At 73.6% G+C, this 15,310-nt stretch carries 16 protein-coding genes and 1 pseudogene; 10 read left to right on the forward strand and 7 right to left on the reverse strand.

The features are described from left to right. Positions 1-58: 58 nt before the first annotated feature. Positions 59-244, reverse strand: a complete 186-nt coding sequence (locus Q7A36_RS19100) for a hypothetical protein (RefSeq protein ID WP_305105332.1) — start codon at positions 242-244, stop codon at positions 59-61. A 99-nt stretch (positions 245-343) separates the two neighbouring features. Here Q7A36_RS19100 and ndk point away from each other — a divergent pair, with 99 nt between their 5' ends. Next, on the forward strand, positions 344-766 hold the full coding sequence (ndk, locus tag Q7A36_RS19105) for a nucleoside-diphosphate kinase (protein WP_305105333.1): 423 nt from the start codon (positions 344-346) through the stop codon (positions 764-766). 103 nt (positions 767-869) lie between these two features. Then, positions 870-1,841, forward strand: a complete 972-nt coding sequence (locus tag Q7A36_RS19110; RefSeq protein WP_305105334.1) for a Bug family tripartite tricarboxylate transporter substrate binding protein — start codon at positions 870-872, stop codon at positions 1,839-1,841. A 128-nt stretch (positions 1,842-1,969) separates the two neighbouring features. On the opposite strand, the gene Q7A36_RS19115 is transcribed toward Q7A36_RS19110, so the two are convergent. From Q7A36_RS19115 to purM, 3 genes are read right to left on the reverse strand one after another with little or no spacing between them, the layout of a single operon-like run. Next, complete coding sequence (locus tag Q7A36_RS19115; protein WP_305105335.1) at positions 1,970-2,125, reverse strand: aa3-type cytochrome c oxidase subunit IV; 156 nt, start codon at positions 2,123-2,125, stop codon at positions 1,970-1,972. Between the two features lie 11 nt (positions 2,126-2,136). Continuing rightward, positions 2,137-2,850 (reverse strand): phosphoribosylglycinamide formyltransferase, encoded by a 714-nt coding sequence (gene purN / locus Q7A36_RS19120; RefSeq protein WP_305105336.1) that lies wholly within the window; start codon positions 2,848-2,850, stop codon positions 2,137-2,139. Beyond that, the gene (gene purM, locus Q7A36_RS19125; RefSeq protein ID WP_305105398.1) at positions 2,850-3,947 is read right to left on the reverse strand and encodes a phosphoribosylformylglycinamidine cyclo-ligase; all 1,098 of its coding nucleotides are present in this window, start codon (positions 3,945-3,947) and stop codon (positions 2,850-2,852) included. The genes purN and purM overlap by 1 nt, the downstream gene beginning before the upstream one ends. A 423-nt stretch (positions 3,948-4,370) precedes the next feature. On the opposite strand from purM, the gene Q7A36_RS19130 reads away from it, so the two are divergent. From Q7A36_RS19130 to Q7A36_RS19160, 7 genes are all read left to right on the forward strand, one after another. Continuing rightward, on the forward strand, positions 4,371-5,135 hold the full coding sequence (locus Q7A36_RS19130; RefSeq protein WP_305105337.1) for a hypothetical protein: 765 nt from the start codon (positions 4,371-4,373) through the stop codon (positions 5,133-5,135). Positions 5,136-5,166: 31 nt separating this feature from the next. Then, positions 5,167-5,739, forward strand: coding sequence for a CDP-alcohol phosphatidyltransferase family protein (locus tag Q7A36_RS19135; protein ID WP_305105338.1), 573 nt, complete (start codon positions 5,167-5,169; stop codon positions 5,737-5,739). Between the two features lie 7 nt (positions 5,740-5,746). Next, entirely contained in the window at positions 5,747-6,937 is a 1,191-nt protein-coding gene (locus Q7A36_RS19140) for an AI-2E family transporter (protein ID WP_305105339.1), read from the forward strand. Beyond that, on the forward strand, positions 6,937-7,680 hold the full coding sequence (locus Q7A36_RS19145) for a P-loop NTPase family protein (RefSeq protein ID WP_305105340.1): 744 nt from the start codon (positions 6,937-6,939) through the stop codon (positions 7,678-7,680). Before Q7A36_RS19140 ends, Q7A36_RS19145 begins: the two co-directional genes overlap by 1 nt. A 29-nt stretch (positions 7,681-7,709) precedes the next feature. Beyond that, a complete protein-coding gene (locus Q7A36_RS19150; RefSeq protein ID WP_305105341.1) occupies positions 7,710-9,896 on the forward strand; it encodes an RNA degradosome polyphosphate kinase in 2,187 nt (728 codons plus the stop codon). Positions 9,897-9,901: 5 nt separating this feature from the next. Continuing rightward, on the forward strand, positions 9,902-11,425 hold the full coding sequence (locus tag Q7A36_RS19155; RefSeq protein WP_370655681.1) for a Ppx/GppA phosphatase family protein: 1,524 nt from the start codon (positions 9,902-9,904) through the stop codon (positions 11,423-11,425). A gap of 296 nt (positions 11,426-11,721) precedes the next feature. Further along, positions 11,722-13,116 carry an SLC41A family transporter gene (locus Q7A36_RS19160; RefSeq protein WP_305105342.1) on the forward strand — a complete coding sequence of 465 codons (1,395 nt, stop codon included), beginning with the start codon at positions 11,722-11,724 and terminating at the stop codon, positions 13,114-13,116. A 47-nt stretch (positions 13,117-13,163) separates the two neighbouring features. Here the strand turns inward: Q7A36_RS19160 and Q7A36_RS19165 are convergent, their stop codons facing one another. Next, positions 13,164-13,496: an EamA family transporter gene (locus Q7A36_RS19165; protein WP_456306816.1), complete on the reverse strand. Its 333-nt coding sequence runs from the start codon at positions 13,494-13,496 to the stop codon at positions 13,164-13,166. A gap of 92 nt (positions 13,497-13,588) precedes the next feature. Here Q7A36_RS19165 and Q7A36_RS41600 point away from each other — a divergent pair, with 92 nt between their 5' ends. Then, positions 13,589-13,792 (forward strand): hypothetical protein, encoded by a 204-nt coding sequence (locus Q7A36_RS41600; RefSeq protein ID WP_370655682.1) that lies wholly within the window; start codon positions 13,589-13,591, stop codon positions 13,790-13,792. Here Q7A36_RS41600 and Q7A36_RS19170 read toward each other — a convergent pair. Further along, a pseudogene (locus Q7A36_RS19170) lies at positions 13,693-14,061 on the reverse strand (EamA family transporter); the annotation flags it as partial. The gene Q7A36_RS41600 and the pseudogene Q7A36_RS19170 sit on opposite strands and share 100 nt — an antisense overlap. Before the next feature lie 8 nt (positions 14,062-14,069). Next, positions 14,070-15,254: a ribonuclease D gene (gene rnd, locus Q7A36_RS19175; RefSeq protein ID WP_305105344.1), complete on the reverse strand. Its 1,185-nt coding sequence runs from the start codon at positions 15,252-15,254 to the stop codon at positions 14,070-14,072. Positions 15,255-15,310 lie beyond the last annotated feature (56 nt).

The raw sequence follows: 15,310 nt of genomic DNA on the forward strand, positions 1-15,310 counted from the left end.
TGACCGGCCCGGCGGGCCGGCGCCGTGCCGGAGGCTGGCGGGCGCCTTGCCCGGCGCCTCAGCCCGGCTGCCGCTCCGGGTCCTCGGCCTCCGGCTTGCGCTTCGGCTCGGTGGGCTCCCCGCTCCACTCGTCCTCGATCATGCCCTGCTGGCTGCTGACCAGGTCGACATCGGCCTGGGTCGGCGGGCGGGGGATGTAGCCCTGCTTCGGCGGCGGATCGCCGCGGCGCTTGTCGTCGCTCATGCCGCCCCAACGCCGGGGGCGCCGTCGGGTTGGGCTTGCATCCCGCCCGCACCCCGCCTATCCGGCGCGCGACTCTTCGCCACGCCAAAGGAACGCCCCATGGCCGCCGAGCGCACCCTCTCGATCATCAAGCCGGACGCGACCCGCCGCAACCTGACCGGCAAGATCAACGCCAAGTTCGAGGAGGCGGGGCTGCGCATCGTCGCCCAGAAGCGCCTGCAACTGACCGAGGCCCAGGCCGGCGCCTTCTACGCCGTCCACAAGGAGCGGCCCTTCTACAAGGACCTGGTCAGCTTCATGATCTCCGGCCCGGTCGTCGCGCAGGTGCTGGAAGGCGAGAACGCCGTGGCCAAGAACCGCGAGGTCATGGGCGCGACCAACCCGGCCAATGCCGCCGCCGGCACCATCCGCAAGGAATTCGCCGAGAGCATCGAGGCGAACAGCGTCCACGGCTCCGACAGCGCCGAGAACGCCGCCACCGAGATCGCCTTCTTCTTCGCGGGCATCGAGATCACCGGCTGAGCGGCCGGGGCGCCGCGGCCGGGCTTGATCGGCGGCGGCGCCCAGGGCACCATTTCGCGCATGACGGAGGAGGCGCCGGTCCCAGCCCAGGCCTGGAGACCGCATGCCCTTCCTCACCCGCCGCGCCCTGCTGGGCGCGGCCGCCTCGCTCCCCCTTGCTGCGCCGGCCCGCGCCGCCTGGCCCGACCGGCCGCTGCGCATCGTGTCCGGCTTCGCCCCGGGCGGGCTGAACGACATCGTCAGCCGCGCCATGGCCCAGGCGCTCGGCCCGGTGCTCGGCCAGCCCGTGGTGGTGGAGAACCGCGCCGGCGCCGGCGGCAGCCTCGGCGCCACGGCGGCGGCCCGCGCGGCGCCGGACGGCAGCACGCTCTGGATGGGCATCGTCGACACCCAGGCGATCAACCCCAACTCCTACCGCGGCCTGCAATACGACCCGGAGCGGGACTTCGCCCCGATCAGCCTGGTCGCGCATTTCCCCTTCGGCGTGGTGGTCGGCCCCTCCCAGCCGCAGCTCCGGGACTTCGAGGGCATGATCGCCGCGGCCAGGGCCGCGCCCGGCCAGTTCACCTTCGCCTCCTGGGGCGTCGCCAGCACCTCCCACCTCGCGATGGAGCGGATCCTGCGGGCGAAGGGCGTGGAGATGCTGCATGTCCCCTTCACCAGCCAGGCGCCGGCGATGCAGGCCATCATGGCCGGGCAGGTCGATGCCATGGCGCTGCCGGCCGGCGGGGCGGAGAGCCTGACCCGCGACGGCCGGACGCGCTGCGTCGCGGTCATCGCGCAGCGGCCGCTCGACATCCTGCCGGGCGCGCCGCCGGTGAACACCCTCGGCGTCGACCTCGAATCGGGGCTGTGGAAGGCGATCTACGCGCCGGCGCGGACCCCGCCCGAGATCCTGGCGCGGCTGAACGCGGCGGTGCGGGAGGCGATGCAGGCCCCGGCCTTCGTCGAGGTCGTCCGCCAGCAGGGCGCGGTGCCGCAGCCCTCGACCCCGGAGGAACTGGCCGCGCTCGGCCGGCGGGAGCGCCTGGCCTGGGGCGAGGTGGTCAGGGCCACCGGCGCTTTCGTGGATTAGGGCATCGCCGCAGGGCGGCAGCGCCCGGCGGCGCGGCCAGCCCGCGATGCCTGGCCGGGGCACCGGCGTATCGTCCGGCCAGCGCGATGGCACTCCGGCGCGGGGCGCGGCGGCCCCGCCCGGCCGGGTCAGGCGACGAAGAGCAGCAGCGCCAGCAACAGGATCACGACCACGGCGATGCCGTAGGTCAGGAACTGGGTGAAGCCCTCCCAGCCCCGCTGGTGCTGGGCGACGATGTCCTTGGCGTCCACCGCCGCGAATTCATAATGCTGCTGCTCGGCCACGGGCGTTTCCCTCATCCGATCCGGTCGGAGGGTGTAGGAAGCAGGAGCGTTTCGGGCAAGGGGTTGACCAGCGCCGCGGTGCCCGGCGCGGCGCCCTCCACCAGGGCCCGGCCGCCCTCCAGCCGCACCCGCCCGGCCGCCAGCCAGGCCAGCGCCGCGGGGTAGATCCGGTGCTCCTCCGCCAGCACCCGCGCCGCGAGCGCCTCCGGCGTGTCGCCCGGCAGCACCGGCACCGCGGCCTGGACCAGGATCGGCCCCTCGTCCACCCCGGCGCTGACGAGGTGCACGGTGCAGCCATGCAGCCGCACGCCGGCGGCGATCGCCCGCTCATGCGTCTCGAGCCCCGGGAAGGCCGGCAGCAGGGAGGGGTGGATGTTCACCAGCCGTCCCGCCCAGCGCTCGACGAAGCCCGGCGTGAGGACGCGCAGGAAGCCGGCCAGCGCGACCAGGTCGATCCGGTGCCCGTCCAGGACCTGCTGCATCGCCGCCTCGAAGCCGGCGCGGTCGCCGCGGAAGCCGCGGCTCTCCACCACCGCCGTCGGCACCCCGGCCGCGGCGGCATGGGCGAGGCCGGCGGCATCGGCGCGGTTGGACAGCACCAGCGCGATCTCGGCGGGATAGGCCGGGTCGCGCGCCGCCGCCAGCAGCGCGGCCATGTTGGAGCCGCGGCCGGAGATCAGGATGGCGGTGCGGGTGCGGCCCGACCCCGCGCCAGGCCGGTCCATCAGCGCGGCCAGCCCTGCGGCAGGTTGTCGATGCGCAGCGTGGCGGCGCCGTCGCCGGCCTCGATCCGGCCGATGCGGTGGACGCTCTCGCCCGCCGCGGCCAGATGCGCCGTCGCCTTGTCCGCATCCGCCGCGGCGACCACCACGACCATGCCGATGCCGCAGTTGAAGACCCGCAGCATCTCGTCGGCCGCGACATTGCCGGCGCCCGCCAGCCAGGCGAAGACCGGCGGCACCGGCCATGCGGCGGCGTCCACCACCGCCGTCACGCCCGCGGGCAGCACGCGCGGCAGGTTGCCGGGCAGGCCGCCGCCGGTGATATGCGCCGCCGCCTTCAGCAGCCCCGCCCGGTGCAGGCCGAGCAGGGACTTCACGTAGATCCGGGTCGGCGCCAGCAGCGCCTCGCCGAGGCTCTGCCCCGCCGCGAAGGGCGCCGGATCCGCCAGCGAAAGCCCGGCCGCCGCGACCACCCGCCGCACCAGGGAGAAGCCGTTGGAATGCACGCCGGCCGAGCCGAGGCCGAGCAGCACGTCGCCCGGCCCGACCGCCCGTGGCAGCAGCGCCCCGCGCTCGGCGGCGCCGACCGCGAAGCCGGCGAGGTCGTAATCCTCGGCCGCGTACATCCCCGGCATCTCGGCCGTCTCGCCGCCGACCAGGGCGCAGCCGGCCTGGCGGCAGCCCTCGGCGATGCCGGCGATGACGTCGCGCGCCTGGTCCAGCCGCAGCTTGCCGCTGGCGAAGTAGTCGAGGAAGAAGAGCGGCTCCGCCCCCTGCACCACGAGGTCGTTCACGCACATGGCGACGAGGTCGATGCCGACCGTCGCATGCCGGCCGGCATCGATCGCGACCCGCAGCTTGGTGCCGACGCCGTCGGTCGAGGAGACGAGGACCGGGTCGGTGAAGCCGGCGGCCTTCAGGTCGAAGAGCGCGCCGAAGCCGCCGAGGCCGCCCATGGTGCCGGTCCGGTCGGTCGACTTCGCCAGCGGCTTGATGGCCTCGACCAGCGCGTCGCCGGCGTCGATGTCCACCCCGGCCTCGCGGTAGGTCAGGCTCCCCGGGGGGGTGCCCTTGGGGGTGGAGGTGGGGGAACTGGTCAGGGCGGCCTCCAATCCTCTGAGGGGGGCAGGGCGGCGTCGCCGTGGCCGCCATCCCCGAAGCGCCCCACGCCGAGCGAGCCGCGCGAGGGTGCCGCAGGGACTGGATTCGCACAGCGGCGTCACGCCTTCGAGCGTTTCCGCTCTGCGGCGATCTGCTCTAAGCAGACTTTCGCGGGTTGGGCCACACTTCGTGCGGCCCAATCCTTTGAAGCGAAAGCCTGCTTAGGGTTTTGTTGCAGCACAAACCCCGAGGGGTTTGCTTAGGCGTGGCGCCTGTCCAAGTCCAGGGACACCAAACCCGGAGCAATGCCACCCTGCCCAAGGCAGGCCGCTTATGATCCATTATATCGTCTCTGGCATGTCTCCGGCGCCGTTCCGTGGCGAGGCAGACGGCCGGACGCAGCGGTGGGAGCAGGAGAGGCCATGCCGGGACAGAGGTCATGCAAGCCGCGGCGGCCGGCAGGCTGGCTCGCCGCCCTGTGGCTCGCGCTCGCGGCGCCCGCCGCCCTCGGCCAGGCGCTGCCGCCGCCGGTCCCGGCCACCGCGGCCGCGCCGGCCCCGGTGCCCGCCGACCCCGCCGCCGCCACCCTGAGCTTCGCCCAGCACGGCATCCCGGCCGAGGCCAGCGCCGAGAACGGCGTCCTGGCGAAGGAGCGCGCGCTTGCGGCCGGCCGCCGCCTTGCCCTGCAGAAGCTGGCGACGGAGGCGGGGCTCACCGCGCCCAACCTCTCCGATTCGCAGATCGACGACCTCGTGGATTCCATCGTCATCGAGCAGGAGCGCACCTCCCCCACCCGCTACAGCGGGCGGATCACGGTGAACTTCAATGCCGGCCGCGCGCGCCGGGCGCTCGGCGCGCCCGCCCCCGGTGGCCTGCCGCCGGTCGCCGGCGCGGCGGCCGCGGCCGCGAATGCCGGCGACCCGGCCTCGACGTGGGTCGATGTCGTCGCCACCTACAACTCCATGGGCGAATGGCTGGACCTCATGCGGCGGCTGCGGGGCGCGGGCCCGGTCGCCTCGGTCGATATCCGGGCGATCGCGACCGATGCGGCGCGGCTGCGCCTCGGCCTGCGCGCGCCGGCCGAGGCGGTGCAGGGCGACTTCGCCGGGTCCGGCCTGTCCCTCCAGCCGGCCGCCGGGCCGCGGCCGGGCGAAGCCTGGCGCCTGGGCCTTGCCGGCACCTTCTGAGCCGCCGGGGGAAGGCCCGGAGGAGAGCGGGATGCCGGAGGCCGCGCCCGTCGCGCCCGCGCATGTCCTCACCCTGCCGAACCTGATCACGCTGGCCCGGCTCTGCGCCGTGCCGGCGACCATCTGGCTCATCCTGCAGCACCGGCTCGACCTCGCCTTCCTGCTCTTCGTCGGCGCCGGCGTCTCGGACGCGATCGATGGCTGGCTGGCGCGGGTGCGCAATGCCCGCAGCGCGCTCGGCGCCGTGCTCGACCCGGTCGCCGACAAGGCGCTGCTGGTCTCGGTCTACGTCACCCTCGCCGCGGTGCATGTCCTGCCGGACTGGCTGGCGATCCTGGTGGTGTTCCGGGACATCGTGATCGTCGGCGGCGTGCTGGTGCTCTGGGGCCTCGGCCAGCCGCCCTCCATCAGCCCGCTCTTCGTCTCCAAGCTCAATACCGCGCTGCAGATCGCGCTGGCCGCGCTGGCGCTGCTGCTGGCCGGCTTCGGGCTCGCGGCCGATGGGCTGCTGGAGGCGATGATCTGGGCGGTGGCCGCGACCACGCTCGCCTCCGGCGGCGCCTATGTCGTCACCACCCTCCGGCGGCCCTGGACCGGGCCGTGAGGCGCGCATGAACCTGCTGCCGCCCGAGAGGGCGCCCTCCCGCCTGCCATCGGCCGAGCCGCCGCCCGCCGCGACGCGGCCGCGCGCGGAGCCCGCGCCCGCCCCCCCGCCCGGGCCGCGCGTCGCCACCCGCGGGCAGCGCATCGCGCTCTTCGCCGGGGTCGGCGCGGCGCTGCTGCTCGGCCTGTGGATGTTCTCGGCGATCCTGACGCCCTTCGTGCTGGCGGCGGTGATCGCCTATTTCCTCGACCCCATCGCCACGCGCCTGACCCGCATCGGCGTCCCGCGCACGCTGGCGGCGCTGCTGCTCGTGCTCGGCATGGTTGCCGTCGCGCTGCTCGGCCTGCTGCTGCTCTACCCCCTGCTGATCGCGCAGGTGACGGTGCTGCTGCAGCGGCTGCCGAGCTACGTGCTCGGAGTCGGCCAGGCGGTGCGGGAGGCGCTGATCGCGCTCTCCGAGAGGCTCGGGCCGGAGATGTTCGACCAGCGCCTGCAGGACCTGGCGGTCGGCCAGGCGGGCGCGATCATCTCCTTCCTCGGCACCTCGCTGGCGCGCCTCATCGGCGGCGGCGTCGCGCTGTTCAACGTCTTCACGCTCGTCACCGTGACGCCGGTGGTCGCCTTCTACCTGCTGCGCGACTGGCCGCGCATGCTGGCGCGCATCAATGCCTGGCTGCCGCGCCGCTCCGCCGCGACGCTGCGGCAATTGGCCAAGGACACCGACCGCGTGCTCTCGGCCTGGCTGCGCGGGCAGTTGCTCTGCTGCGCGCTGCTCGCAGTCTACTACGCCGCGGCGCTCTCGGCGGTCGGGCTCGAGCTCGGCCTCTCGGTCGGGCTGATGGCGGGCCTGCTCTCCTTCATCCCCTATATCGGCTCCATCACCGGCCTCATCACCGCGCTCGCCCTCGCGCTCGCGCAGTTCGGCACCTGGGACGGCGTGCTGGTCGTGCTCGCCATCTTCCTCGCGGGGCAGGTGATCGAGGGCTACATCATCTACCCCCGCCTGCTCGGCGACCGGGTGGAGCTGCACGCGGTCTGGGTGATCTTCGCGCTCTTCGCCGGCGGCGTCGCCTTCGGCTTCCTCGGCGTGCTGCTGGCCGTGCCGATCGCCGCCGTGGTCGGCGTCATCGCCCGCTACTGGCTGCGGCGCTACCTCGAGAGCCCGCTCTACCTCGATCCGCCGCGCACGGGGCTCTGATGCCGCCGCCCTACCGGCAGCTCGCCCTGCCGCTGCCCGTCGCCGATGGCTGCGACCTCGCCGACCTGCTGGAGGATGCGAGCAATGCCGAGGCGCTGGCCTGGCTGCGCCGGCCGGAGAGCTGGCCGGCCGGCCGCCTCGCGCTCTTCGGCCCGGCGGCGACCGGCAAGACGCATATGCTGCGCGGCCTGGCCGCCCGCCGCGGCTGGCCGGTGCTGCCGGGGCTGACCATCCGCGGCTGGCCCGCGGTGCCGGCGGGGGAGGGGCTGGCGCTCGACGATGCCGACTGCGTGCCGGAGGAGGCGGCGCTGCTGCACCTGCTGAACCTCTGCGCCGAGCGCGGGCAGAGGGTGCTGCTGGCCGGGCGCGACCCGCCGGCGCGCTGGGCGGTGACGCTGGCCGACCTGCGCAGCCGGCTGCGCGCCATGACCGCCGTCATGGTCCATCCGCCGGGCGATGCGCTGCTCTCGGCCCTGCTGCGGCGGCATTTCCTGCTGCGCCAGTTGCGGGTGGAGCGCGGGGTGCAGGACTGGCTGCTGGCGCGGCTGCCGCGGGAGGCGGCCGCCGTCGCCGAGGCCGCCGCCCGGCTCGACCATGCCGCGCTCGCCGCCGGGGGCCGGGTGACGCGGGCGCTGGCCCGGGCGGCGCTCGTGGAACTGCCGGGCTTCGGCCCCGATGGGGAGGAGGAGGACGCGCCGCCGTTCCGGGATGACGGTTTCACGGACGGCCCGACCCTGCTGTAGGCTGGCGGCAAGAGAAGGAGTGAGCGCGCATGTCGCTGGCCGAGACGCTGTCGCCGGAGGTGGCGGAGGCCACGATCTCGCTGGACGACCCGGCGCGCTTCATCAACCGCGAACTGTCCTGGCTGGATTTCAACACGCGGGTGCTGGAGGAGGCGGCGAATCCCCGCCATCCGCTGCTGGAGCGGCTGCGCTTCGTCGCCATCTCGGCCTCCAACCTCGACGAGTTCTACTCGGTCCGCGTCGCCGGGCTGATGGGGCAGGAGCGGGCGGGGATCGCCACCCTCTCGCCCGATGGCCGCACGCCGACCCAGCAGCTTGCCGCCATCCTGGCCCGCGCCAAGGTGCTGATCGAGGGCCAGCAGGCGGAATGGCGGACGCTGTGCAACCTGCTGGCCGGGGCCGGGATCGTGCTGGCGCGCGTCGGATCGCTGTCGGAGGAGGACCGCGACTGGCTGGCCAACTGGTTCATGGAGCGGGTCTTCCCGGTCCTGACCCCGCTGGCGGTCGATCCGGCGCATCCCTTCCCCTTCATCAGCAACCTCTCGCTCTGCATGGTGCTCAAGCTGGTGCGGGAGGAGGATGGCGGCACCATGCGGGCGCTGCTGCCGCTGCCGCCGCAGATCGACCGCTTCATCCGCCTGCCCGCCGGCGACGGCGCGATCCGCTTCGTGCTGCTCGAGGATGCGATCACCCTCTCGCTCGGGCGGCTCTTCCCAGGCTTCATCCCGGCCGACCAGGGGCTGTTCCGGCTGATCCGCGACACCGATGTCGAGTTCGAGGAGGAGGCGGAGGACCTCGTCCGCTCCTATGAGACGGCGCTGAAGCGCCGCCGCCGCGGCCGGCCCATCCACCTGACGGTGACCGCCGCGACGCCCGCCGACATGGTCGAGTTCGTGGTGCAGGAGCTCGACGCCTCCCCCGGCAGCGTGGTGCTGGTGGACGGGCTGCTCGGCATCGCCGACCTCAAGCAGCTCATCGTGGACGACCGGCCCGACCTGCTCTTCACGCCCTATACGCCGCGCTTCCCCGAACGCATCCTCGATTTCGGCGGCGACTGCTTCGCCGCCATCCGCGCCAAGGACATCGTCGTCCACCACCCCTACGAGAGCTTCGACGTGGTGGTGCAGTTCCTCCGCCAGGCCGCGCGCGACCCGAACGTCGTCGCCATCAAGCAGACGCTCTACCGCACGAGCCGGGAGAGCCCGATCGCCCGCGCCCTGATCGAGGCGGCCGAGGCGGGCAAGAGCGTGACCGGCGTGGTCGAGATCAAGGCCCGGTTCGACGAGGAGCGCAACATCGCCCTCGCGCGGGAGCTGGAGGCGGCCGGCGTGCAGGTCGTCTTCGGCTTCGTCGAGCTGAAGACCCACGCCAAGGTCTCGCTGGTGGTGCGGCGGGAGGGCAATGCGCTCCGCTCCTACGCCCATTTCGGCACCGGCAACTACCATCCCGTGACGGCGCGCATCTATACCGACCTGTCCTACTTCACCGCCGACCCGGCGCTGACGCGCGACGCGCAGAAGCTGTTCAACTACATGACCGGCTATGCCCGGCCGGAGACCATGGATGCGCTGGCCTTCTCGCCGCTCACGATCCGCCCGACGCTGCTCGGCCTGATCGAGCAGGAGATCCGCTTCGCGCGGGAGGGCAAGCCGGCCGGCATCTGGCTGAAGATGAACAGCCTGGTGGACGAGCAGTTGATCGACGCGCTCTATCGGGCCAGCCGGGCCGGGGTGAAGGTCGATTGCGTCGTCCGCGGCATCTGCTGCCTCCGGCCCGGGGTGCCGGGCCTGTCGGACCACATCCGGGTCAAGTCCATCGTGGGCCGCTTCCTGGAACACTCCCGGATCATCGTCTTCGGCAACGGCCACCGCCTCCCCTCCCGCCGCGCCCGGGTGTACATGTCCTCCGCCGACTGGATGGCCCGGAACATGGACTGGCGGGTGGAGACCCTGGTGCCGGTGGAGAACCCCACCGTGCATGCGCAGATCCTCGACCAGATCATGGTCACCAACCTCAAGGACACGGCCCAGAGCTGGCAGCTTCAGCCGGGCGGGGAATGGATGCGGGTCGAGCCCGGTATGCAACCCATCTCGGCCCACGAGTATTTTATGACCAATCCCTCGCTCTCGGGCCGGGGCAGCGCCCTGCGGCGGGCTGCCCAGGGGCGTTCCCACGGTACGCGGCGCGGGCGGCAGGACCGCGTGGCACAGGACTGAACCGCTTGGACACACCGGTACGCACCTGGCAGCCCGGCCCCGGGCTGGCCGCCGCCCCTGCCCGCAGCGGGGTGGTCGATCTCGGCTCGAATTCCGTCCGCCTCGTCGTCTTCGAGGGGCTGGGGCGGAACCCGCAGGCCATCTTCAACGAGAAGGCCGTGCTCGGCCTCGGCCGCGGGCTGCAGTCCACGGGCCGGCTGAACGAGGAGGCGATCGGGCCGGCGCTGACGGTCCTCGCCCGCTACCATGCCGTCGCGCGCGCCATGCATGCCGACCCGATCGAGGTGCTGGCGACGGCGGCGGTGCGGGATGCGAGCAACGGCCCGGACTTCGTCGCGGCGCTCGAGAGCCGGATGCCGGGCGTGCCCATCCGCATCCTGACCGGCGAGCAGGAGGCCGCCTTCTCGGCCGCCGGCGTGCTGCTGGGCTTCCCCGGCGCGGACGGCATCCTCGGCGACATCGGCGGCGGCAGCCTCGAGGTGGTGCGGCTCGATGCCGGGCGGCCCGGCCGCTCCCGCTCCCTGCCGCTCGGCGTCATCCGCCTCGCCGAGCGCTCGGGCGGCGACGTGGTCCGGGCGCGGGCGATCTGCGAGGAGGAACTCGGCGCGGTGCCCTGGCTGGCCGAGGGCGCCGGCCGCGACCTCTATCTGGTCGGCGGCGCCTGGCGGGCGCTGGCGCGGATGCACATCGCCCAGACCGGCTATCCCCTGGCGATCGTCCACCATTACGTCCTGCGGCGGGAGGAGGCGCGCGACCTCGCCGGCGTCGTCATGGCGGCGTCCCGGCGGGTGCTGGAGCGGATGCCGGGCGCGCCGCAGAAGCGCCTCGCCGACCTGCCCTTCGCCGCGCTCGCCATGCGGCGCCTGCTGCGGGCGACCGGCGCCGCGCGCGTCGTCTTCTCGGCCAATGGGCTGCGGGAGGGCTGGTATGCCGGCCTGCTGCCGGAGGCGGAGCGGCTGGCCGACCCGCTGCTCTCGGCGGCGCGGGAATTGGCGCTGCGCTGGGGCCGCGACCCCGGCCTGCCGCAGGCGCTGCTGGCCTGGACCGACCCGGTCTTCGCCGGTCAGGACAATGGCGCCCGCGCCTTGCGGGAGGCGGCCTGCTGGGTCTCCGACATTGGCAGCCACGACCACCCGGAATACCGCGCGGAGCAGGCCTTCCTCCGCATCCTGCGCCAGCACGGCGTGGGCCTCGACCACCATGCCCGCGCCTTCCTCGCCCTCGTCGCGGCGCTGCGCTACGAGGCCGAGCCCGGCGCGCCCTGGCTGGCGCCGACGCGGGTGCTGCTGGACCTGCCGACGATCCGCCGGGCGGAGGCGCTCGGGGCGGCGCTGCGGCTGGCCTATACGCTCTGCGGCGGCACGCCGGCGCTGCTGGCCGGCACGCGGCTGGAGCGGCAGGGCGGCAGGCTGGTGCTGCGGCTGGCCGAGGGCACCGGCGTCTTCGCCGGCGAGAGCGTGCTGCGCCGGGTGGAGGCGCTGGGCGCGGCGCTCGGCCTGGAAGCGGTGGTGCAGGTCGAGGAGGACTGAAGCGGACCGATGACCGCAGCGCCGCAAGGCGCGAAGGTCTGGATCGGCCCGCCCGGCATGCAATGTACCGCCCGGGGACGTGACCCGGCATCGGGTGTGCCGCGCTGGCTGGTCGGCTTGGTCGCGGCCTCGGGCCAAGAGCCGCGGGGCTTACCCTCATCCCGGCCGGGCGCTCTCGCCCGCCCTGGCCTGACGCCGCGGCGCGAGCTGTGATCCATGCTACGGCGCAGCATCCAAATGCCTGGGCATGGTGATCCCCGCGCGGGTCCGCCGGCGCGGTCCGCGGGGAGGCATCCATGAGCACGACCTATTACGAGGTGACCGAAGGCAGGGTCATCCGGACTGCCCGGGCCTGGCTGCGGACCCGCCTTCTCTCCTGGTTCCAGGGCAGGCTCTGGCCGCCGCAGGAGGATACCGCCTGCCGGCCAGTGGAGTATGTGCGGGGCCTGCAGTCGGACCTGCGCATCCTGACGCGCTATGTCGCACGCCGCGACGATCTCGGCTTCAAGTGGCAGGACCCCGACGCGGATGCGAAGGGGCGCGCCGCGCCGGCCCCTCCGGCCACCGATCCGGGCCCGGCTGCCCCCGGCTCCGCCACCTCCGGCTCCCCCGCCCCGGGCTTTGCCACTCCCGGCCCCACCGCCGACCGGTCATCCGGACCCGTCTGCGACGAGAAGGTGGCGAAGCTGCTGACCGCCTGCCCGGAGGAGATCGCCAGGGACGCCAGGCTCCTTGCCGCCCTGGTGCACCACACCGACATCCTCTCGCGCCACGTGCGGCCGGCCAATGTCAGCACCATCCGGCTCACCTGCGCCTATGTCGACACGCATGAGCACGGCCCGATGCCGCCACAGGTGGTGCAGGAGGCGCGGTCGGTCCGCCGCTTCATCCGCGCCATGGCGCTGCTCGGGCTGTTCGCCCTCATCCTCGCCGTGCACCTGCTGGTCCATGCCGGCAATGGCGAGCGGATCCTCGGGGACCTCGAGGCGCAGCGGAAGGCGTTGAGCCAGGCCGAGGCGGCGGTGGCGACCGCGCAGCGGGACGCGGCGGCGAACCTGCCGGCCGAGCGGCGCGAGGAGGCGCTGCGCGGTGGTGCCGAAAGCATCTGCAAGGCGACGGCGCCCTTGCCGCCGCCGCCGGTCGCCAAGGCTTGCCTCGAACGCGAGCAGGCCCTGCAAGGCCTGCGCGTCACGCGGGAACGGCTGGTGCTCTGGAACGGCACCACGGACAACCTCGCCCGCTGGACCTTGCTGTACCACTTCGTGCCGGAGGTCCGGCCGCCCGGCGACCTGCCGTCCGATGCCTGGTCCTCGGCCGAGGCGCGCACGAAGGGCGGGCTCTTCGGGCTGACCGCCTTCGTTCTGCCCATGCTGCTCGGGCTGGTGGGGGCCTGCGCCTTCATGTACCAGCGCATCAGCCGGAAGATCGAACTCTGGACGCTGGAAGCCCGTGACAAGTGGCGCAGCGTGCTGCGGGTGCTGCTCGGCTTCATGCTCGGCGGCCTCGTCGGCGCTCTCTGGACCTCTGGCGAGAGCGTGGAGATGGAGGGCGGCGTCACGCTCAGCCTCGCGGCGATCGCCTTCTTCGTCGGCTACGCCGTGAAGATGGTGTTCGATACGATCGAGGCCATCATCGCCGCCGTACTGGCCAAGGTCAGCCTCCTCTTCGGCAAGCCCGATTCGGCTACCTGAAGGCGGCGGGCAGGGAGCCGCCCGCGATGCAGGGGCGCCGGTCCGGGTCAGCCCGGCCGGCGCTGCGCCAGCCAGATCCCCGCCGCGATCAGGCCGATGCCGAGGGCGTGGAAGACCCGCGGCACCTCGCCCAGCAGCAGGATCGCCAGCAGCGTGCCGAAGACCGGCACCAGGTGCATCGCCAGCCCCGCCGTGTTCGCGCCCACTAGCGCGACGGCGCGGTTGTAGGCGAGATAGGCGAGCACCGAGGCGCAGGCCGCCACATAGACCACCGCCAGCAGCGCCGGCGCCGAGAGCGGCATGGGCCGGCCCGCGAGCGTCTCCGCGCCATAGAGCGGCAGCAGCATGGCCGCCCCCGCGACGAAGAGGGCGACCAGCAGGCTGAAGGGGGTTCACCGCCGGCCGCCGCCGCAGCAGCGCGGTGTAGAGCGCGTAGCTGACGCAGGCGCCGAGCATCCAGAGATCGCCGGGGTTGAAGGCGAAGCCCGTCAGCACCGCCGGGTCGCCATGGCTGACCAGCGTCAGCGCCCCGGCCAGCGAGACCGCGATGCCGAGCCCCTGCTGCGGCCGCACCCTCTCCCCGAACAGCAGGAACGAGGCGAGGACGATCAGCACCGGCATCACCGTCTGCAGCATGACGATGTTGAGCGCGGTGGTGGTCTGCGCCGCGGTGTAGAGCATGGTGTTGAACACCGCGATGCCGAGGAAGGCGAGGGCGAGCACCGGCTTCCAGGCCCGCAGCAGCGCCGGCAGGTCGCGCGCCAGGTGCGGCCAGGCCAGCGGCAGGACGAGCAGGGCGCCGAGCACCCAGCGCCAGAAGGCGAGGCCGACCGGCGGCACCACCCCGGCGACCGCGCGCCCGACGATGGCATTCCCGGCCCAGCAGAGCGCCGGGACGGCCATCAGCAGCCAGGCCCGGTCGAAGGGGCCCTGCCTGCCCGTCATGGCGGCCCTCAGGCCGCCTCGATCAGCTTGACCCTCCGCCCCTCGACGCCCAGCGCCAGCCGGCCGGCCTTCAGCGCCAGCGCCGCCTCCCCGAACACCTCCCTCCGCCAGCCATGCAGGGCGGGCAGGTCGGGATGCGCCTCCGTAGCCAGGCGGTCGAGGTCGTCGCTGCTCGCCAGCAGCTTCGGCGCGACATGGTGCTCCTCCGACTTCGCGGCCAGCAGCACCTTCAGCAGCGCGACCAGGGCGGGGGAGGGGGTGGGGCCGGAGCGGTCGCGCGGCGGGTCGGGCAGGGCGCTGTCGGGCAGGCCCTTCGCCTCCTTGATGGCGGCGAGCAGCCCGGTGCCGCTGCGGCCCTTGGCGAAGCCCTCCGAAATCCCCCGCGCCCGGGCCAGGTCGGCCGGGGTTTCCGGCATGGTGGCGGCGAGCTCGAGCAGCGTCTCGTCCTTCACCAGGCGCTGGCGGGGGATGTTGATGCGCTGCGCCTCCCGCTCCCGCCAGGCGGCCAGCGCCCGCAGCATGCCGAGGAAGCGGCGGTTGGTGGTGCGGGGCTTCAGCCGCTCCCAGGCGCTCTCGGGCTCGGTCCGGTAGGTCGCCGGGTCGTTCAGCACGGCCATCTCCTCGGCGACCCAGTCGAGCCGCCCCTCCCGCTCCAGCCGCGCCTTGAGGCCGGTATAGATCCGCCGCAGATGCGTCACGTCCGCCGCCGCATAGGCGATCTGGGAGGGGGAGAGGGGCCGCGCCGACCAGTCGCTGAAACGGTGCGCCTTGTCGATCTGCGCGCCGGCGAGGGAGCGGGCGAGGGCGTCGTAGCTCACCTGGTCGCCGAAGCCCGCGACCATGGCGGCGACCTGGGTGTCGAAGAGCGGCGTCGGGACGGCGCCGAATTTCAGCAGGAAGATCTCCACGTCCTGCCGCGCGGCGTGGAAGACCTTGGTCACCTTGTTATCGGCCAGCAGGGCGCCGAGCGGGGCGAGGTCCATCCCCTCCGCCTGCGCATCGACCACGGCGGTCTCGTGCTCGCCGCCGAGCTGGACCACGCAGAGCTCGGGCCAATAGGTCCGCTCCCGCATGAACTCGGTGTCGACGGTGACGAACTCCTCCCCGCGGAGGCGCTCGCAGAGGGCCGCCAGCGCCTCGGCGGTGGTGACCAGGACGGGTGGCGCAGCTTCTGCAGGCGGGCGACGGCTCATGCCGGGGCTTCTACCGCCGGGGGAAGCCCGGGAAAAGGCCACGCGGCTTGACAGGA

Source organism: Paracraurococcus lichenis, assembly GCF_030657435.1.
Classification (GTDB): domain Bacteria; phylum Pseudomonadota; class Alphaproteobacteria; order Acetobacterales; family Acetobacteraceae; genus Paracraurococcus; species Paracraurococcus lichenis.

Coding starts and splice junctions, on each gene's coding strand:
- Q7A36_RS19150 (WP_305105341.1), top strand. CDS start 7,710: ATGTCGCTGGCCGAGACGCTGTCGCCGGAGGTGGCGGAGGCCACGATC.
- ndk (WP_305105333.1), top strand. CDS start 344: ATGGCCGCCGAGCGCACCCTCTCGATCATCAAGCCGGACGCGACCCGC.
- Q7A36_RS19145 (WP_305105340.1), top strand. CDS start 6,937: ATGCCGCCGCCCTACCGGCAGCTCGCCCTGCCGCTGCCCGTCGCCGAT.
- Q7A36_RS19130 (WP_305105337.1), top strand. CDS start 4,371: ATGCCGGGACAGAGGTCATGCAAGCCGCGGCGGCCGGCAGGCTGGCTC.
- Q7A36_RS19160 (WP_305105342.1), top strand. CDS start 11,722: ATGAGCACGACCTATTACGAGGTGACCGAAGGCAGGGTCATCCGGACT.
- Q7A36_RS19140 (WP_305105339.1), top strand. CDS start 5,747: ATGAACCTGCTGCCGCCCGAGAGGGCGCCCTCCCGCCTGCCATCGGCC.
- purN (WP_305105336.1), bottom strand. CDS start 2,850: ATGGACCGGCCTGGCGCGGGGTCGGGCCGCACCCGCACCGCCATCCTG.
- Q7A36_RS19135 (WP_305105338.1), top strand. CDS start 5,167: ATGCCGGAGGCCGCGCCCGTCGCGCCCGCGCATGTCCTCACCCTGCCG.
- Q7A36_RS19100 (WP_305105332.1), bottom strand. CDS start 244: ATGAGCGACGACAAGCGCCGCGGCGATCCGCCGCCGAAGCAGGGCTAC.
- rnd (WP_305105344.1), bottom strand. CDS start 15,254: ATGAGCCGTCGCCCGCCTGCAGAAGCTGCGCCACCCGTCCTGGTCACC.
- Q7A36_RS19110 (WP_305105334.1), top strand. CDS start 870: ATGCCCTTCCTCACCCGCCGCGCCCTGCTGGGCGCGGCCGCCTCGCTC.